The organism is Corynebacterium sp. HMSC076D02, assembly GCF_001813815.1.
Taxonomy (GTDB): Bacteria; Actinomycetota; Actinomycetes; order Mycobacteriales; family Mycobacteriaceae; genus Corynebacterium; species Corynebacterium simulans.
Map to the genome: position 1 here is coordinate 36,516 of NZ_KV814047.1, position 17,448 is coordinate 53,963.

Below are 17,448 nucleotides of genomic sequence, written 5' to 3' on the forward strand. Positions count from 1 at the left end.
CCGCTGTCACCCCAGCCGCAACCGCCGCCTCCAGCACCCCTGAGACCACCAACACCTGGGAAAACCAGGTCAATCCTAATTTCAAGCAAGGCGAGGAAACTTCCTCTCTCACCGGCTCTTCCCCACTCGATTTGGGCATCATCATCGGCGGTTCCGTCGCTGGCGCCGCGCTTATTTTCAAGCTGGTGACCGATTTCGCTCCGGCACTTCTCACCCAGGGCGTCCCGAACCTCGACCTCGAGCGTCTTGCTCGCGACAATGGCTTAACCCAACTTGCAGATCAGATTGCTGCTCTGAAGGGCTAATTGCCGCATTCGGGTTTCAGTAAGATTACTGCCATGTCTAATCTTTCCCAGCTCCTGGAAGAGCCAACCCGCACCAGCGTTGTCACCGCGCTTGTTTCCTTGGTCGATAACACTGTCTCCGAACAATCCGGCATCACCGGCATGGCCATCAAGGGCGCGGTGGCCGCGGCGAAGAAGGTCGACGCCGACATCGTCTCAAAAGGTATCAACCGCGCCCTGCCGGATCTCCTCGGCGAGATGGAATCCTACTGGCAGGAGTTCGAGACCTCCCCGCAGGAGAATTTCGGCACCTACCTGGCCGGAAACGACAAAGAGGTGGCAGATTCCATCTTGGGTGTGGCTGATCGTAATGCAGACCAGGTAAATAATCCGGCGCTGGTAAAGACCTATAACTCCCTACGCAGCAAGATCGCTAAAATTATTGAGCCCCAGATTCCGGAGCTCGCGCGCATTTTGCAAAAGCATATGTAACCCCATATGTAAGAAGGTGTAGTCTGGCGCGCATGACTTCAAGCAATAACTATTCTGAATTCATCCGCAGCCGCCACTCCGCCCGCGCCTACCTACCAGAACCAGTTCCGGCAGAGGTTATTAAGCAGGTGCTTATCGACGCCCAGTCTGCACCGTCTAATTCCAATACGCAGCCATGGGACGTGCACGTGGTTAGCGGTGAGAAGCTCCGCGAGCTTTCTGATGCGCTCATCTCCGAGTTCAATGAAAACGGCATCAACCCGGATTTCACCTTGGACTACGGCGAGGGCGTGCACCCTTCCCGTTCCATTGAGCTGGCAAAGAAAATGTACGGCATCCTAGGAATCGCCCGTGAGGATAAGGAGGGCCGCACCGAGTTCGTGCGCGAAAACCTCCGCTTCTTTGGCGCCCCGCACGCAGCACTTCTTTATATCCCACCAATGGGCGATCGCATTCGTGCTGCCTTCGATCAGGGCACTTATGCAGAAAACTTCTTGCTTTCCCTGCGTGCCCACGGTTATTACGGAACCCCTTTGGGCATGATTTCGCTCATGGCACCGACCACCCGCGAGTTCCTCGGCATTGATGAGGAGCAGAAGATGGTCGTCGCCATCGCCTTCGGTAAGGCGGACGAAGACAGCCCCGTGTTCAACGTAGAGCCGGGCCGCGCCGATGTTTCTGAGACGGTCACCCTGCACGGCATCGATTTGGACATCTAAGGCCAAATTACAGAAAGCGCCCTGCTCTCCCATTCGAGGAAGTGCAGGGCGCAAGTTTTTTCTGGCTCGTGTAAAGCCTTTGGCTTTACACGTCCAGGAAGCGAACGTCCTTCGCGCGGCGGGTAATGAAGGAGCGGCGAGCCGAGACATCGTCACCCATCAGGATGGAGAAGAGCTCGTCGGCGCGCTGTGCGTCTTCCAGATCTACGCGGCGCAAGATACGGGTGGTTGGGTCGAGTGTGGTCTCCCACAGCTCGGATGCGTTCATCTCGCCCAGGCCCTTGTAGCGCTGGATGCCGTCGTCCTTGTTGATCTTGCGATTAGCTTCGAGGCCTTCTGCCAGCAGCTTGTCACGCTCAGCATCGGAGAAGGCATAGCCCGGCTGGCCCTTTGCCCACTTGAGCTTGTACAGCGGCGGATTAGCCAGGTAGACGTGACCATCCTCAACCAGCTGCGGCATGAAGCGGAAGAGCAGGGTCAACAGCAAGGTCGCGATGTGCTGGCCGTCAACGTCAGCGTCGGCCATCAGCACGATCTTGTTGTAGCGCAGCTTGGAGATGTCGAATTCTTCGTGGATACCGGTGCCCAAAGCGGTGATGATCGCCTGGACCTCGGCGTTTTTTAGAACCTTATCCATGCGTGCCTTCTCCACGTTCAGGATCTTGCCGCGCAGCGGCAGGATTGCCTGGAACATGGAGTCACGGCCGGCCTTTGCGGAGCCGCCTGCGGAGTCACCCTCCACGATGTAAAGCTCGGAGATCTTCGGATCCTTAGAACGGCAATCGGCAAGCTTGCCGGGCAGGCCGCCCAAGTCGGTGGCGGACTTACGGCGCACCATCTCGCGGGCCTTACGCGCTGCGACGCGTGCGTGCGCGGAGGAAACGGCCTTGTTGATAATCGCTTTTGCCTCTGCCGGGTTGGCATCGAACCAGTCGTTGACGTGCTCGTTGACGGCGCGCTGGACGAAGCCCTTAATCTCAGAGTTGCCGAGCTTGGTCTTGGTCTGGCCCTCGAACTGTGGGTCACTGACCTTGACGGAAATGACGGCAGAAAGACCCTCACGGCAGTCATCGCCGGAGAGGTTGCCGTCCTTCTCCTTGACCAGCTTGTGCTCCTTGGCGTAGCGGTTCATCAAGGAGGTCAGCGCTGCACGGAAGCCCTCTTCGTGGGTACCACCCTCATGGGTGTTGATGGTGTTGGCGAAGGTGTGGACGGACTCCTTATAGCCCTGGTTCCACTGCAGAGCGACCTCGACCTCGTGATCCTCGCCCTTGACGTCGAAAGCAACGATGGTGGGGTGGATGGCGGTCTTGGTCTTGTTGAGGTGCTTGACGTAGTCAATCAGGCCGTCTGGGTAGTGGTAGACAACCTTCTTCTGCAGTTTCTTTGCCGGCTTATCCTCACTCGGACCGTCTGCTTCGGAATCGACGTCGACGTCGTCAAAGGACTCAGCGTCCAGGGCGGTCTCGCCGGATTCGGCGTCGGCAATTGCCTCGAGCTCGAGCTGCTCCTCGGTAACGCGCTCGTCGATAAGCTCGATGGTCAGGCCCTTGTTCAGGAAGGCCATCTCCTGCAAGCGGCGTGCGATGGTCTGGTAGTCATAATCCGTGGTCTCGAAGATCTCTGGATCGGCCCAGAAACGGATCGTAGTACCGGTACCGCGCGCATTGCCGCCTTCCACCAACTCATCTGGGATGGCGTTAGAGAAGTTCTGATACCAGTGCTTGCCGTTGCGCTTGATCTCTGCCTCAACGCGAGTAGACAAAGCATTCACAACGGAGATGCCGACGCCGTGCAGACCACCGGAGACTGCGTAGGAATCGGAATCGAACTTACCACCGGCGTGCAGCTGGGTCATGACGACTTGGACGGTCGGCGCACCGGAGGCGTGCATCTCCACAGGGATGCCGCGGCCATCATCGATGACCTCAACGCCGCCGTCGGCGAGTAGCTTGACGACGACCTTGGAGGCATAACCAGCCATGGCCTCATCGACCGAGTTATCCACGACCTCCCAAATCAGGTGGTGGAGACCGCGTACGCCGGTGGAACCGATGTACATACCCGGACGCTTGCGGACGGCCTCAAGGCCCTCCAGGATGGTAATGGAACTAGCACCATATGCGTGTTCTTCAGCCACGGAAACGTGTACTCCTTTTGGCTATAGCAAAATCTAAGACTTTAGCTATTCTACACGGTGTCCCCCTACTAGAGAGCACTCCACACCAGTGAGAGGGCGGAATTTAGCCCGATTTTTCGATCCAGATTTTTGTCCCGAAGCGGCTATCCGTAGGTATCTTGCGAGCCTTGCGGCTTCACCCACTGCCGGCCCTGATAATTGCGATGTTGCTTGGGGCCTTGAATACGCAGTTCAACGATGACGTCGGGCCCGAGGCGGTCCGCGATCTTGCGCAAGATCTGGCGTTGCAGATAACGCAGCTCGGTGGCCCACACGGAGGCGTCGCAAGAAATATAGACGACCTTGTCCTTAATTCGCTCGGGCTTCGTGTGCGCGGCGATGCGCTCGCCCACCAGGTTGGTCCAATTGCCCATGACCCAACCATCAGCAAGCTCGTTTTCCCAACCGCGGCGGACAATCTCCTTGTTCAGCGTGGCACCGAGACTGGGGATATCCAGGCTGCGACGCTGCCTCCTGCCATCGGGGCCGGTGGGTCTGCCTACGCGGTATTTCTTCGCCGGTGCATCGTGACTAATTTTCATCTTCGGCGCTGGCTTATCCAGTTTGGGAGCGTTCTTGGAATTTGAACGCACACGATCAAAGAAATCCTGAATAGGATCAGTCATCGTCGCTCACCTTTGCAATTTCAGAAATTCGCCCCTGTTGAGTATCCCGGACGGAGACTTCATAGCGAACGATGGGCTCTAAGTTGCCGGGCAGGTCCTTGTCCACGGCGGCGGTGATCAGCACTTGCTCGGCTTCGGTAGCCAGGTGCACGAGCTTCTCCCGGCGCTTGGCGTCGAGTTCGGCGAAAACATCGTCGAGAATCAAAATCGGATCAGTGCCTTCCTCGCGCAAGAGGTTGAACTCGGCAAGGCGCAAAGAAATGGCATATGACCAGGTCTCACCGTGACTAGCAAAGCCTTTTGCCGGCTGCGTTCCGAGGTTGAGCACGAGATCATCGCGGTGCGGGCCCACCAGGGAGATGCCGCGCTCGATCTCGCGCTGCCGCTTAGCGGCAAGCTCGGTGAGCATCACGGCTTCCAGTACGTCGCGGTCAGAGACGTCGATCGTAGATTTGTACTCGATGTGGGCTGGCCGCGATTCCGGGGCCAGGCCTGAATAGGCGGATGGGATCAACTCGCTTAAGGCGTCGACAAGCGCGAGGCGTGCCTGAATCACCTGCGCGCCTAGATGTGCCAGCTGAGCGTCCCATACATCCAACGTGGCCAAAGCCGAGGCACCATCGGCGTCATCGTAGCCGCGGCGCAGGCTTGACGACGCCGACTTTAAAAGCGCATTGCGTTGCTTTAAGACCTTGTCATAATCCGCCTTTACCCCAGCTAAGCGCGGGGTACGTGAGGCGATGATGGCATCCATGTAGGTGCGCCGCTCAGCCGGCTCACCACGCACGAGCGCGAGATCCTCAGGCGAGAACAACACGCTTTTGACCACGCCCAATAACTCACGCGGGCTTTTCAGCCGCGTGCGATTTATCTGGGCCTGGTTAGCCGCGTGCGGTTTGATGAGCAGATGCGCGGTAAGCTCGCGGCCCTGGTTGACGGCAGTGGTGGAGATTCTGGCATTAGCGGCGCTTTGACGTACCAAAGGGGCGTCGTGGCTAACACGGTGCGAGGACAGGTGGGCTACGTACCCGATCGCCTCGACGATGTTGGTCTTGCCAAAACCGTTGCGTCCGACGAACAAAGTGATCCCCGGGCCGAGCTCAATATGCAGCTCAGGCCACGAGCGAAAATCCCGGACGTCGAGTTCGCGAATGAACATTAACCTGGCAGACGGACCGGCATCAGAAGGTAGGTGAAATTGGTCTCGGGGGTTGGGAAGACTCCATCCTCATCTGCCATCGGCATCTCCTCTGGCTCCGGAATCATAATTGCTGGGCGGGAAGGCTCAGTGAATCCGAAGACCACGCGGTCAGTGTGGACCACTGCCAGGCCATCCTTGAGGTAGCCCGGGTTAAAGGCGATGGTGAATTCATCGCGGCCGGTAAATGCACAAGGCAAAGTCTCGTCTGCCTTACCGGAATCCGCGCCAGCGGCCAGGGTGACCTGACCTTCAGAAAAGTCCATGCGGATCTGGGCGTTGCGATCAGTCAGCAGGGAAACGCGGCGGATGGCTTCCTGCAGCGGAGCAACTTCGATGCTGGCCATCGCGGTATGCGTCTTAGGCAGCAGCGGAGAGACGTTTGGGAAGTCTGCATCCAGCATGCGGGTGGTGGTCTCACGGTTATCCGCGTGCAGACCAAACAGGCCCTCTGCGCCAATGTTTTCGCCGGTGCCTACCGCGATCTCCACTGGGATGTTGAGGTGAGTATCAAGGGAGCGGCCGGTGTCTTGCAAGGTCTTCGCAGGAACTAGCAGCTTTGCCTTTACGTCAGGGGATACCGGATCCCACTCGAAGGTGCGCATAGCCAAGCGGAAACGGTCGGTAGCAGTCATTTCAACGTGGGAACCGTTGATTTCCATATGCACGCCGGTCAGCATCGGCAGAGTGTCATCCTTGCCGGCAGCGGATGCGACCTGGCTGATGGCCTCAACGAAAAGCTGTGGGTTGATGGTGCCGGTGACCTCCGGCAGAACCGGCAGCTGCGGGTAATCATCGAGTGGAATGATGGGCAGCTCGAAGCGGGAGGAACCGCAGGTGAGCAGGACCTTGGAATCCTGCTGGGTCATCTCAACTTCCTTGTTCGGAAGGGTAGCAACGATGTCTGCGAGCAGCTTACCGGCGACGGCGATGCGGCCTGGTTCGTCGATCATTGCCGCGATGCGTACGCGAGTAGAAACTTCGTAGTCGAAGCCGGTGAATTCCAAACCATTGTCATCGGCGGTGATAAGCATCGCGCGAAGAACAGGCTGCGTCACCTTGGAAGGCAAACTACGGGCTACCCAAGCAACTGCGTTGGCCAGATCATCTTTGGCAACACGAAATGACACAGATTGGTCCATGGTCTCGATGAGCTCCTTGCTGGGTTCTAGCTGGGTTGATTTTTGTAAGTAACAAAAGCTGTTTCCAACTTACCGCATAGGCGCCGTGCGACAGACTTTTGTAATTCACTCGCGGCCTGGCGCCTCGGGCCGAGGCGAGGGCGAGAATTACACACATCCCCTTTTTACTTAAGGGATCAGGAAAATTAGTTAGTAGTAGTAATAACCGTTGTGGGATCTGTGGATAACGTCCTAAACGACAAGGTGGTGGGCCCGATCCGCGCTGTGATCGTGGCTGTGGGATCAGTGTGATCAAATTACATAAATTGTGAGTAACTAGAGGGGTGCCGGTTTTATCCACAATCTATCCCCAGGATTGTGGAATTTGATCACAGCGTTGATCACAAGCTCCTGATCAGGGCGAATGCTTTGTGGAAAACAAAAATGTGTCGAAGATCTATGAATTACAACAATGAAATTACACAGATGTGAATAACGCTGTGGATAAATATAACCCGCCACCTAAGTGCAGGTGGCGGGTTACATTTCTAGCTGCAGAAAGCGTTTTAAGAACGGCTGTGGTTTTTGATCCTTTGGGTCAGCGCCTGGATCTCATCGTAGGTATTGCGGTTTTCTGTCATTTCCTTACGGATCTTGCGGTCGGCATAAATGACAGTCGTATGATCCTTGCCTCCGAACTGATCACCAATCTTCGGCAAAGAAAGCTCAGTCAGCTCGCGGCAGAGATACATAGCCAACTGGCGGGCATGAGCGACGGCGCGCTTCTTGCCCGCACCGCGCAGGGTCTCAACGTCGATGTCGAAGAACTCTGCTGTTACTTCTATGATCGCGGTTGCCGTAATTTCACGTCCCGCTGCATCGGGCGCGAGATCGTGCAATGCGATCTCCGCCATCTCCAAGCTGATCGGCTCGTTAACCAAAGAGGAATAAGCGGAAACGCGAATCAGCGCGCCTTCAAGCTCGCGAATAGAAGACTCGAAGCGCGAAGCGATGAGCTCGAGAACAGATCGATCTACTTCGGTGCCGTCCGCAGCTGCCTTCTTCATCAAGATGGCTATGCGGGTCTCAAGGTCTGGCGGCTGAATATCCGTGATCAAACCACCTTCGAAGCGAGTGCGCAGGCGATCCTCCAGGGTGGTCAGCTGCTTCGGCGGACGGTCAGAAGATAAGATGATCTGCTTATTGGCTTGATGCAGCGCATTAAAGGTATGGAAGAACTCCTCCTGAGTCGATTCCTTACCCTCCAAGAACTGAATGTCATCAACCATCAAGATGTCCAGATTGCGATAACGCCGCTTGAAGGACTCCTGCCGGTCATCGCGCAAAGAATTGATGTAGTCGTTAGTAAATTCCTCGGATGAAACGTACTTCACGCGCAGCCCCGGATGCAGAACCTGCGCGTAATTGCCTGCGGCGTGCAACAGGTGGGTTTTGCCCAGACCGGAGCCGCCCCAAATAAACAGTGGGTTATAAGCACGCGCTGGATTTTCCGCTACGGCCACCGCCGCGCCGTTGGCAAAGCGGTTGGAGGAACCGATAACGAAGTTTTCAAACGTGTGCTTTGGGTTCAGCGACTCTTCCCTATTGGGATCGTGCGCCGGCTGCTCACGCGGAATGCGGGCATCTGCATTGTGCTGCGGCTGGTACTGCTGCTGTTGCTGGTTGTAGTGATCGGCCAGTTCATCCAAGCTCGCCGGGGCATGGCTGGTCTGCCAAGCCTGCTGTGGCGGCTGGTACTGCTGCGGTGAAGGCGCCTGCGGTGCTTGAGCCGGGGCGTCGTTAAGCGGCGCTTCTTCCTCCACCGGATTGGCCAGAGTTACAGCAAGCGTGCACGGCCTGCCCAGGTGCCGGGTAAGGGCACGCGAGATGTGTGGGCCGAGATCGGTTTCGATGACTGCCTTGGCCTTTTCATTGTGTGCTGCCAGCAGTGCGTAGCCATCCATCATCATGATGGGTCGCGCGAGCTGCAGATACAGTCGCTGCGTGTGGTTGAAGTTGGGTACCTCTGAGTTGGGTTTCTCAGATTGGGCGAGCAGATCTTCTACTACTGCTCGCCAGTTGGCGTTAAGTACCGCTTGTTGATCAGTCAACGCGCCTACCTTGTGCGGCCTTCCCAGAAGAAGGCCATAGTTCGGACGGAGAAAAATTTACAGTGAATTTCACGGACGTATCCACATCGAAAATTGCGGCACGACCTTGATCTCCACAGAGTTATCCACAGATGTGGAACAAATGTTTATCCACAGCCTAGTCGATGGCTGTGGATAACTATCAATCGGGTACTTTAGGCCATTTACCTGCTGGAATACAAAAAGTCTAAAGCTGAGATTTAGAGTTATTCACACCTTGTGGACGGCTGTGGAATTCGATTCTTTAGTTTTACCGTCGAGTTAGCGGGGCTGTCTAACGCTTTTCGGCACATGCATGGCGTGAACTTAAAATGCAAGCCGCCACATGTGCTCTGACCCCGCAAAGTAGCCTTTTAGCTGCAGATAAAAACATCTTTGTAATTTTGGGTACACCCGGGTGTCGATTTGTTCAAGGCTGCATTCGTCACGTAATCTGTCATGGTCTATCGCAACAGAAGACGTTGCGCGTGAGTGCGAACCCACTCCCAAGGGTTGCTAACTACTCACATATCCATTCATCAGTGGAGCTGGGGGGAATGACTTTCCCTGGGCTCCGCGCACAACTTCAAGGAGATAATCGTGGCAAAGGGTAAGCGTACCTTCCAGCCCAACAACCGTCGTCGCGCTCGTAAGCACGGCTTCCGCACCCGCATGAGCACCCGTGCAGGTCGCGCTATCGTCGCAGCTCGTCGTAAGAAGGGCCGCGCAAAGCTGTCGGCATAATCGTGCTTCCAGCCCAGCATAAGCTCACCTCGCCAGCGGAATTCCGCAGGACGATCAAGGGTGGCAAGCGGGCCGGTACACGTACGGTTGTTGTGCACTTTCGTAACAACACCAGCCAAGACACCAAATTCGATATTGCGGCCGCCGGCCCAAGGTTCGGATTGGTTGTTTCAAAAGCCGTCGGGAATGCAGTGGTTCGCCACCGCACCTCCCGGCGGCTTCGGCATGTGTGCAGGTCCCTCTTTCCGGATCTTCCACCGACCGCAGATCTGGTTATACGCGCGCTTCCCGCGAGCGCCACAGCGAGCAGTGAGCAATTAGAAAAAGACATCCGCAAGGCTCTGCGTAAATGCGGTATGTAAATTCTTCCGGTGCCGAAATCCCGGAAGCTAAGGGTGTGGCAAAACCGATGGTAAAAGCGGTGCGCTTCTACCAAAAGTATTTCTCACCCCTTAAGATGGTTTCTACCTGTCGTTTTGAACCGACTTGCAGTGCCTACGCCCTCGAAGCACTCTCCGTTCATGGAGCTTTCAAAGGCGCCGGCATGGCCATCGCTAGGGTTTGCAAATGCGGCCCTTGGCATCCGGGCGGGTTTGATCCCGTACCCGGCACGAACAACAACTGAGGACTATCCTTGCTTAATATCATTTATTGGCCGATCTCGGCCGTCTTGTGGTTCTGGCACTGGCTTTTGAGCTTCGTGATGGATCCTTCTTTGGGCATCACGTGGATTCTCTCGATTGTCCTGCTGACGTGGACGCTCAAGGCCATCATGGTCAAGCCGACCATCACCCAGCTGCGCTCATCCCGCAAGATGCAGGAGATCCAGCCGCAAATCCAGGAGCTGCGTACCAAGTACGCGAATGACCAAACCAAGGCTGCGCAAGAGATGCAACGCATCTACAAGGAATCTGGCGTTCGCCCGATGGCAGGCTGCCTGCCGATTTTCGCTCAGATTCCAATGTTTATTGGTCTGTTCCATGTTCTGCGCGCCTTCGACCGCACCATTCACACTGCGGGTGGCTTCGGTCACCCAGCTGATGAGCCAATGTCGGTGGAGGCTAACGCGAACACTGCGAACTACATCTTCAAGCCGGAATTGGTGCAGCAGTTCCTGGACGCCAAGATCTTTGGCGTTCCGCTGATTACCAACTTGCGCGTGAACTCGCCGATTCTGGATCAGCAGGGCATCACGACGTCGCAGGCAGCGGTCATCATCGTTCCGTTGATTGCCATCATTGCGGTTTTGACCCACTTCAATGCCCGTATGTCGCTCAACCGCCAGGAGGCACGCCGTGCTTCCGGTAAGACTCCGACCCCGCAAGGCCAGAACGCTGAGATGATGCAGCAGCAGATGGCAATCATGAACAAGATGATGCTGTGGGTCATGCCAGGCATGCTGGTCTTCTCCGGTGCTATTTGGCCTATTGGCTTGCTGTTCTACATGTTGGCCAACACCGTCTGGACCTTCTTCCAGACTCGCATCGTGTACAAGAAGATGGACGAGGAAGAGGAGCGAGAGGCAGCCGCCAAGGCAGAACTCAAGCGCACTTCCGCACCGAAACCAGGTGTGCGCAAGAAGGACAACCGCACCAAGAAACAGCGCAAAAACAACAAATAAAAACAGGAGTTTCTAGTGTCCGATTTGGACCCGTCTGAAGTATTTGGCTCCCGCCTGCCACTCGCGCAGGCTTACCACGATTCGCTCGCTACAGACGGGTCCATTCGTGGTTTTATAGGCCCGCGCGAAGTCCCGCGCCTGTGGGAGCGCCATCTTCTCAACTGTGCCGTGATCGGCGATGTCATGCCGGAAGGCGCCCGTGTAATCGACGTCGGCAGTGGCGCAGGCCTCCCAGGCATCCCGCTGGCCATTGCGCGCCCAGATCTTGATATCACCCTGATCGAGCCGCTCCTAAAGCGCTCTAATTACCTGTCTGAGGTCAAGGAGCTGCTGGGCCTAGATAACGTCACCGTCATCCGCGGCCGCGCCGAAGAAGGCCCCGTGAAAAAGGCCGTGAAGGGTGCAGACATCGTGACCTCTCGCGCCGTCGCGCCTTTGGGCAAGCTTGCCAAGTGGTCGCTGCCATTGGTCAAGGTCGGCGGCGAGATGATCGCTTTGAAGGGCGAGTCCGTGCATGAGGAGCTGGAGCGCGACGCAGCTGAGCTAAAGCGTGCTGGCGCAGGTAAAGCCGAGGTCACCACCATCAAGGGCACGACTATCATCCGTGTCCCCCGCGTGAACTAAAGTAGACGGCATGACTAATCCACGTCTTATCACCATCGCGAACCAGAAAGGCGGCGTCGGCAAGACCACGTCGGCTGTTAATCTAGCCGCGGCGCTCGCTGAGGCCGGCAAAAAAGTGTTGGTGATCGACCTGGACCCGCAGGGCAATGCCTCAACTGCGGTGGGCGCTGCCCATACCTCGGGCACTGATTCGAGCTACGAGGTCTTGCTGGGAGACCGCACTGCGGAGCAAGCAATGCAGCCGTCTCCTTCTAGCGCCAATCTCTTCTGTATTCCCGCCACCATTGATCTGGCTGGCGCGGAGATCGAAATGGTCTCGCTGGTACGCCGTGAGTTTCGCCTTTATGACGCACTCCATAACGGCTTCCTTGAAGAGCACGGCTTCGAGTACGTCTTCATTGATTGCCCGCCTTCGCTGGGCCTTTTGACCATTAATGCCATGACCTGTGCCGAAGAGGTCATCATTCCTATCCAGTGCGAGTACTACGCACTGGAGGGCGTGGGCCAGCTGCTTGGCAACATCTCCATGATTCGTGAGCACCTCAACGAGGAACTACATATTTCCGCCGTTTTGCTCACCATGTATGACGCCCGCACCAAATTGGCAGAGCAAGTTGCCCATGAAGTGCGCGAACAATTCGGCGCCGTAGTTCTTGGTAATGTAATTCCGCGTTCGGTGCGCGTGTCTGAGGCGCCGGGTTACGGCAAGACTGTTATCTCCTATGATCCTTCTTCCACCGGTGCTAGGGCTCATTCGGCGGCGGCCCGCGAGCTCGATTCGCGCGGTGACTACCGCCCGCACCCCACCACTGGCGCCATCGGCGTTAGCCCAGAGATTTTCGCTGAATTGGAAGGATAAGTTTTAGCATGACGGAACAAAAGCAAGGTGGCCTCGGCAAGGGTCTTGCAGCACTTATCCCTTCTGGCCCCGATGCCCCATCCCGCAAGCCGCGCCTTGGTAACGATGCAGCAGATATCATCCTTGGCGCTGCTACCGGCGGTCCAACTGGTGATAAGCCCCGCGTGAAGGGCGCGCCAACCATTCCACAGGGCGCTAATAAGAAGCGTCAGGCAAAGCCTTCCGTGATCGGCGCTACCTACCGTGAGATCGCGGTCGGTGACATCATCCCTAACCCAAAGCAGCCGCGTACCGTCTTCGACGAAGAAGGCCTCGCAGAACTCGTTCACTCCATCAAGGAGTTCGGCCTGCTCCAGCCGGTCGTCGTGCGCCCGGCAGATGAGGGCGGCTTTGAGCTCATCATGGGTGAACGTCGTTGGCGAGCTTCCTCCAAGGCGGGGCTTGCCACCATTCCGGCCATCGTCCGCGATACCAAGGATGACAACCTCCTGCGCGATGCCTTGCTGGAGAACATCCACCGCGTGCAGCTTAATCCATTGGAAGAGGCACACGCCTACCAGCAGTTGCTGGAGGAATTCGGCGTCACCCAGAACGAGCTGGCTGACCGCCTCGGCCGTTCCCGCCCGCAGGTGACCAACATGATTCGCCTACTCAAGCTCCCGGTGAACGTGCAAAAGCGCGTCGCTGCTGGCACCTTATCCGGCGGCCATGCGCGTGCCCTGCTGGGCCTGCCCGATGCTGAGGCCATGGAGCTCATCGCCAACCGCATCATCGCAGAAGGCCTGTCCGTCCGTGCCACCGAGGAAGCGGTTACGCTGTACAAGAGGGGCGATAAGCCACAGGAGAAGAAGCCTGCTGCCCCGCAGCCACAGTACTTCACCGATTCCGCAGAGCGCCTGTCTGACCGCTTCGACACCAAGGTCACCGTCACCATGGGCAAGCGCAAGGGCAAGATGGTCGTCGAATTTGGCGATCAGGAAGATTTCGAGCGCATCCTTGGTCTCATCGAGGGCAAGTAATGCTCGTCGAGTCAGTCAAGGAAGGGGTAGAAATCAACCCCTTGGCGGCTCGTTCCATCTTTTGGGAGCTTGATACTGAGGTAACTGATCCCGCCTTCGAGAAAGAGGCGTGGATTTCCGCTGTGCTCCTAAGCGCCGGCGACTGTGGCCTAACGGTGGGCAACGAGGCTACGGTCTTCTTCTGCCCCGCTGATTATGCCCCTGGGGCGTCCAAGCTGCCTACCGCTCCCGTGAGCCAGGACGCAGCTTTGCTGTCCTCATTGTTTGTGAAATCCCATCGCGCGGCACGTGGCTTGGAAGCGGTGCTTCTCGACGCCGCGATTATGAACCTTTCCTCGCGTGAGTTCAGCGCGGTAGAAGCCTTTGGCTACCGCGACGCAAAAGAGGCAGAGTTTCTATTACGCGAAAAACCCGCCTTCATCGGGATTCTGTCAGTAGAAACCTTAGAATCGGCGGGTTTTATGGTGGTCCAAGACCACCCCGTTACTCCACGGCTGCGCCTGGATCTCCCACCAGCCTTCGACCTACTCTCGGCCGCTGCGGTAGAAGATCTGCTAGCAAAAGCTTTGGCTTAAGCCTCCTCGGCGCGCAGCAGCTCCGAGAACTTATAGGTGCCGGTGACAGCATCGTCATCATCGAGCAGGTAGAGGCGCTTTACAGAAACCACGATTGCTTCTGCAATATCATCGCGCTTGGCCGACGTAGTAAGCACTTCTACGTCACCAGGGTTGGTGAGATAGCCCAAGACAACCTGGACTACTGGCATCTGCGTCAGACGCAAAAGATCCCAGGTGCGGCCGTGGTTCCAGCAGTTCTGCAGTGGCGTGCGAGCCACGATCTCGCGCTGGATGAAACCAGAAAGAGTCTCACCAATGAGCGAGGAGCTGCCGATCTCCGAACCAAAGTAGAAGGTGGCAATGCCATTGGCCTTCTCGTTTGGATAGCGGTCACAAGCCAAAGAGATAACCAGATCGGCGTCGAAGGCGTTTGCCAGATCCGCACGGTCCTTGACAGAAGGATTATCGGTACGTGGACGCGAGATGATGGTTTCCATGCCCGCTGCAATCATGCGTCCGGCCACGCGCTCTGCCAAGTCCCACAGAAGCTCTTCTTCGGTGACGTCACCAAAGCGGCCCTTGACCTTGATGCCCTTCTCGGCACCGCCTAAGGCAGGGTCGATGACCACGCGCTTGCCTGCAAGCTGTGGGCCGGCGTTGCGGACACGCTCGCGCTCTTGGATGTTGTGTGCGGAACCGCCGGTGATGCGGCGGCCCAGCAGATTAAGAGCGTTGATCGTGGTCGGACCACACACACCGTCTTTCTGGAGACCGCTGTTGAGCTGGTATTCCATGAGTGCGGCGTGAGTATCGGGACCGAAGTGGCCATCCACTCGGTTCTGGTAGAAACCGAGTTCTTGAAGTTGCTGCTGAAGTTGTGCGACATCGTCGCCAACTAAAACGTTGCCCGGCTCGTACGTGAGTACGCGCGCGCCCAAGCTATAAGAAGCCTGGCGCAGCTCACGAAGGGTAAGGTCATCGATTACGCCGGTGGGCACAATGCCGCGGGACTGCTGAAAGGCCTTGATGACCTCAGAGAGTTCGGCGTCGAATACTTTTTCCGTCTCGGAATACTTTTGTTGCTTCCAATCGGACAGTGCGCCCCGGTAATCCTTCATGAGGCCGAGACGGGCGAGGGTTGCACGTGCTTCGGCGACGCGGACACTTTGGTCACCGACCTGCAAAACGCGATTCACACCTACCCCTTTTCTCGTGTTAAAACTGTGCGCCCTGTGACGCATGTGAATAAGGCTACCAGTTAGAGCTGCTTTTGAATTTGTGCCACGATGTCCGGCTTGGAACGCAGGCCGACAAATTCGTCGACCTTCTCGCCGTTGCGGAAAATCAGCACAGAAGGAATCGACATGATCTGGAACATGCCGCCCAGAGTGCGCTCCTCGTCGACATTAACCTTTACGACGGAAACATCCTCGCCCAACTCGCTGGCGACCTCATCCAAAATTGGGGAAAGCTTCTTGCATGGACCACACCATTCAGCCCAGAAGTCCACGACGACAGGCTTGGATGCCGAAGCCTCAACGACGTCAGTACGGAAGGTATCCGTGGTTACGCTTTTTACGTTGCTCATGATTATTAAACGCTTTCTGCGAGGAAGTGTTCCGCATCGATTGCTGCGCGGCAGCCGGAGCCTGCCGCGGTAATAGCCTGCTGGTAATGGTCATCAACCAAGTCGCCGCAGGCGAAGACGCCCGGCAGGTTGGTCTTGGTGGAAGGCTGCTCAACGACGACGTAGCCGCCCTCGTTGAGCTCAACCTGGCCTTCCAGGAAGGCGGAGCGTGGATCGTGGCCGATGGCAACGAACATCGCGGTGACGTCCAGTGTGGAGACCTCACCGGTGATGGCGTCCTTGATCTCCAGGCCGGCAACCTTGCCCTCACCCTCGAGAACGCGCTCTACGGTCTTGTTGGTAGCCCACTTGATCTGTGGATTGGCCTTTGCACGCTCCAGCATGATCTTGGAAGCTCGGAAGTTCTCGGAGCGGTGAATGATGGTTACGGTCTCTGCGAACTTGGTGAGGAAGGTTGCCTCTTCCATTGCAGAGTCACCACCGCCAACGACGGCGATGTTGTGGCCCTTGAAGAAGAAGCCGTCACAGGTAGCGCAGGCAGAAACGCCGCGGCCAGCCAGCTCGGCCTCACCCGGGATGCCCAGGTAACGCGGTGCTGCGCCGGTGGCAAGAATGACGGTTCGAGCTTCGAAGACCTCGTCTCCAACGTGCAGCTTCTTGATATCCCCTGCCAGCTCGACAGAGTCAACAACTTCCATGCGCAGGTCCGCGCCGAAGCGGATGGCCTGGGAACGCATTTCTTCCATGAGCTCTGGGCCCATGATGCCCTTCTGGAAGCCTGGGTAGTTCTCCACCTCGGTGGTGTTCATGAGTTCGCCGCCGTACTCGAAGCCCTCGAAGACGATCGGCTTCAGTTCAGCGCGTGCGGCGTAAAGCGCCGCGGTGTAACCGGCAGGGCCGGAGCCTACGATGGCGACATCGTGGACGGTCATTAAAAACTCCCTTGCAATGTTTTGCTGGATTAACCCCACAAATCCTACCTGTGCCATGGTTAAATTCGGGTATCAGAAACGGGGTTGATGCTTAAACGTGACCTGTCCTGCAACGCTAAATACCGCAAGCTTATTTCCTTATTTAGGCCATGGCCTTGCGTAATACGCTTCGTGCGCGGGCTCTACGGGATTTGATAGTACCTGGCGCTACTCCCTGTGCTGCGGCGACTTCGGCGATGCCATAGCCTTCAATGTCGGTCCAATACAGGGCGTCGCGTTGGTCTTGGCGCAGCAGCTCTAGGGCTTCGCGGACTGCCAGTTTGTCATCCAAGAACTCGTTCGGGTTATGCGCAAGCAGGTGGTTGCGGTCATCATCGATGAAGTCCACATCGAGAGAAGAATTTTGCTGGTTGGAGCGATGCTTAACGTAGTCATAACCACAATTCATGACTAGCCGATGCAGCCAAGTAGAAAGCGCTGACTTGCGCCGGTACTTGTGCAGATTGCAGCTGGCGCGAAGCAGGGCTTCCTGGACGACGTCCTGCGCATCGGTGTCGTTGTGCGTATAACGGCGCGCCACAGTTGTAAGGCGGGCGCGGTGCCTTTCTACTATGACGGAAAAGGCTTTGTTATCCCCCTCGATGAAAGCCTCAACCAATTCATGATCACTGCGTTCAGACATGTAGATTCCCCCCGGATCAACAAGTATGTGAACCTGTTTTAACCGAGGGGAATCTAGTCGCGCTAGCGAACTGT

Annotated in this window: 19 protein-coding genes and 1 pseudogene; 11 read left to right on the forward strand and 9 right to left on the reverse strand. The window is 56.8% G+C overall.

What is annotated here, in order from left to right:
- The 3 genes and pseudogenes from HMPREF2935_RS06825 to HMPREF2935_RS06835 all read left to right on the forward strand — a co-directional run.
- A pseudogene (locus HMPREF2935_RS06825) lies at positions 1–305 on the forward strand (hypothetical protein); the annotation flags it as partial.
- A gap of 33 nt (positions 306–338) precedes the next feature.
- A complete protein-coding gene (locus tag HMPREF2935_RS06830; protein WP_070518405.1) occupies positions 339–776 on the forward strand; it encodes a DUF6918 family protein in 438 nt (145 codons plus the stop codon).
- A 32-nt stretch (positions 777–808) separates the two neighbouring features.
- The gene (locus HMPREF2935_RS06835) at positions 809–1,495 is read left to right on the forward strand and encodes a nitroreductase (protein ID WP_083313195.1); all 687 of its coding nucleotides are present in this window, start codon (positions 809–811) and stop codon (positions 1,493–1,495) included.
- Between the two features lie 85 nt (positions 1,496–1,580).
- Here HMPREF2935_RS06835 and gyrB read toward each other — a convergent pair whose 3' ends face one another.
- The 5 genes from gyrB to dnaA form a co-directional block, all read right to left on the reverse strand.
- Positions 1,581–3,635 carry a DNA topoisomerase (ATP-hydrolyzing) subunit B gene (gene gyrB / locus HMPREF2935_RS06840; RefSeq protein WP_070432485.1) on the reverse strand — a complete coding sequence of 685 codons (2,055 nt, stop codon included), beginning with the start codon at positions 3,633–3,635 and terminating at the stop codon, positions 1,581–1,583.
- Between the two features lie 143 nt (positions 3,636–3,778).
- The gene (locus HMPREF2935_RS06845) at positions 3,779–4,300 is read right to left on the reverse strand and encodes a DciA family protein (RefSeq protein ID WP_061925529.1); all 522 of its coding nucleotides are present in this window, start codon (positions 4,298–4,300) and stop codon (positions 3,779–3,781) included.
- Entirely contained in the window at positions 4,293–5,459 is a 1,167-nt protein-coding gene (gene recF, locus HMPREF2935_RS06850; protein WP_070518408.1) for a DNA replication/repair protein RecF, read from the reverse strand. The genes HMPREF2935_RS06845 and recF overlap by 8 nt, the downstream gene beginning before the upstream one ends.
- Positions 5,459–6,640, reverse strand: coding sequence for a DNA polymerase III subunit beta (gene dnaN, locus HMPREF2935_RS06855; protein WP_082778674.1), 1,182 nt, complete (start codon positions 6,638–6,640; stop codon positions 5,459–5,461). Before dnaN ends, recF begins: the two co-directional genes overlap by 1 nt.
- 545 nt (positions 6,641–7,185) lie before the next feature.
- Positions 7,186–8,730, reverse strand: a complete 1,545-nt coding sequence (gene dnaA, locus HMPREF2935_RS06860; RefSeq protein WP_070518409.1) for a chromosomal replication initiator protein DnaA — start codon at positions 8,728–8,730, stop codon at positions 7,186–7,188.
- Positions 8,731–9,348: 618 nt separating this feature from the next.
- Here dnaA and rpmH point away from each other — a divergent pair.
- The 8 genes from rpmH to HMPREF2935_RS06895 are packed head-to-tail and all read left to right on the forward strand — an operon-like array spanning position 9,349 to position 14,190.
- Positions 9,349–9,492 carry a 50S ribosomal protein L34 gene (rpmH, locus tag HMPREF2935_RS06865; RefSeq protein WP_005530694.1) on the forward strand — a complete coding sequence of 48 codons (144 nt, stop codon included), beginning with the start codon at positions 9,349–9,351 and terminating at the stop codon, positions 9,490–9,492.
- Positions 9,493–9,494: 2 nt separating this feature from the next.
- A complete protein-coding gene (gene rnpA / locus HMPREF2935_RS06870) occupies positions 9,495–9,854 on the forward strand; it encodes a ribonuclease P protein component (RefSeq protein ID WP_062042802.1) in 360 nt (119 codons plus the stop codon).
- Complete coding sequence (gene yidD / locus HMPREF2935_RS12715; protein WP_235591096.1) at positions 9,842–10,117, forward strand: membrane protein insertion efficiency factor YidD; 276 nt, start codon at positions 9,842–9,844, stop codon at positions 10,115–10,117. Before rnpA ends, yidD begins: the two co-directional genes overlap by 13 nt.
- Positions 10,118–10,126: 9 nt before the next feature.
- Positions 10,127–11,113 (forward strand): membrane protein insertase YidC, encoded by a 987-nt coding sequence (yidC, locus tag HMPREF2935_RS06875; RefSeq protein WP_083313196.1) that lies wholly within the window; start codon positions 10,127–10,129, stop codon positions 11,111–11,113.
- A gap of 15 nt (positions 11,114–11,128) precedes the next feature.
- On the forward strand, positions 11,129–11,737 hold the full coding sequence (gene rsmG / locus HMPREF2935_RS06880; protein ID WP_061925517.1) for a 16S rRNA (guanine(527)-N(7))-methyltransferase RsmG: 609 nt from the start codon (positions 11,129–11,131) through the stop codon (positions 11,735–11,737).
- Between the two features lie 10 nt (positions 11,738–11,747).
- A complete protein-coding gene (locus HMPREF2935_RS06885; protein ID WP_070732516.1) occupies positions 11,748–12,596 on the forward strand; it encodes a ParA family protein in 849 nt (282 codons plus the stop codon).
- Positions 12,597–12,604: 8 nt separating this feature from the next.
- A complete protein-coding gene (locus tag HMPREF2935_RS06890) occupies positions 12,605–13,615 on the forward strand; it encodes a ParB/RepB/Spo0J family partition protein (RefSeq protein ID WP_061925510.1) in 1,011 nt (336 codons plus the stop codon).
- On the forward strand, positions 13,615–14,190 hold the full coding sequence (locus tag HMPREF2935_RS06895) for a hypothetical protein (protein WP_070732518.1): 576 nt from the start codon (positions 13,615–13,617) through the stop codon (positions 14,188–14,190). The genes HMPREF2935_RS06890 and HMPREF2935_RS06895 overlap by 1 nt, the downstream gene beginning before the upstream one ends.
- Here the strand turns inward: HMPREF2935_RS06895 and HMPREF2935_RS06900 are convergent.
- The 4 genes from HMPREF2935_RS06900 to HMPREF2935_RS06915 form a co-directional block, all read right to left on the reverse strand.
- The gene (locus tag HMPREF2935_RS06900; protein WP_061925505.1) at positions 14,187–15,368 is read right to left on the reverse strand and encodes an N-acetylmuramoyl-L-alanine amidase; all 1,182 of its coding nucleotides are present in this window, start codon (positions 15,366–15,368) and stop codon (positions 14,187–14,189) included. The two genes, HMPREF2935_RS06895 and HMPREF2935_RS06900, sit on opposite strands and share 4 nt — an antisense overlap.
- A gap of 62 nt (positions 15,369–15,430) precedes the next feature.
- Positions 15,431–15,760, reverse strand: coding sequence for a thioredoxin (trxA, locus tag HMPREF2935_RS06905; protein WP_062036519.1), 330 nt, complete (start codon positions 15,758–15,760; stop codon positions 15,431–15,433).
- Positions 15,761–15,765: 5 nt separating this feature from the next.
- The gene (trxB, locus tag HMPREF2935_RS06910) at positions 15,766–16,692 is read right to left on the reverse strand and encodes a thioredoxin-disulfide reductase (protein ID WP_061925499.1); all 927 of its coding nucleotides are present in this window, start codon (positions 16,690–16,692) and stop codon (positions 15,766–15,768) included.
- A 142-nt stretch (positions 16,693–16,834) separates the two neighbouring features.
- Positions 16,835–17,374 (reverse strand): sigma-70 family RNA polymerase sigma factor, encoded by a 540-nt coding sequence (locus tag HMPREF2935_RS06915; protein ID WP_062036523.1) that lies wholly within the window; start codon positions 17,372–17,374, stop codon positions 16,835–16,837.
- Positions 17,375–17,448 lie beyond the last annotated feature (74 nt).

What these genes read in the sequence shown, in the direction of transcription:
- HMPREF2935_RS06830 (WP_070518405.1), top strand. Translation starts at nt 339, where the DNA reads ATGTCTAATCTTTCCCAGCTCCTGGAAGAGCCAACCCGCACCAGCGTT.
- HMPREF2935_RS06835 (WP_083313195.1), top strand. Translation starts at nt 809, where the DNA reads ATGACTTCAAGCAATAACTATTCTGAATTCATCCGCAGCCGCCACTCC.
- HMPREF2935_RS06845 (WP_061925529.1), bottom strand. Translation starts at nt 4,300, where the DNA reads ATGACTGATCCTATTCAGGATTTCTTTGATCGTGTGCGTTCAAATTCC.
- recF (WP_070518408.1), bottom strand. Translation starts at nt 5,459, where the DNA reads ATGTTCATTCGCGAACTCGACGTCCGGGATTTTCGCTCGTGGCCTGAG.
- dnaN (WP_082778674.1), bottom strand. Translation starts at nt 6,640, where the DNA reads ATGGACCAATCTGTGTCATTTCGTGTTGCCAAAGATGATCTGGCCAAC.
- yidD (WP_235591096.1), top strand. Translation starts at nt 9,842, where the DNA reads ATGCGGTATGTAAATTCTTCCGGTGCCGAAATCCCGGAAGCTAAGGGT.
- HMPREF2935_RS06885 (WP_070732516.1), top strand. Translation starts at nt 11,748, where the DNA reads ATGACTAATCCACGTCTTATCACCATCGCGAACCAGAAAGGCGGCGTC.
- HMPREF2935_RS06890 (WP_061925510.1), top strand. Translation starts at nt 12,605, where the DNA reads ATGACGGAACAAAAGCAAGGTGGCCTCGGCAAGGGTCTTGCAGCACTT.
- HMPREF2935_RS06895 (WP_070732518.1), top strand. Translation starts at nt 13,615, where the DNA reads ATGCTCGTCGAGTCAGTCAAGGAAGGGGTAGAAATCAACCCCTTGGCG.
- trxA (WP_062036519.1), bottom strand. Translation starts at nt 15,760, where the DNA reads ATGAGCAACGTAAAAAGCGTAACCACGGATACCTTCCGTACTGACGTC.
- trxB (WP_061925499.1), bottom strand. Translation starts at nt 16,692, where the DNA reads ATGACCGTCCACGATGTCGCCATCGTAGGCTCCGGCCCTGCCGGTTAC.
- HMPREF2935_RS06915 (WP_062036523.1), bottom strand. Translation starts at nt 17,374, where the DNA reads ATGTCTGAACGCAGTGATCATGAATTGGTTGAGGCTTTCATCGAGGGG.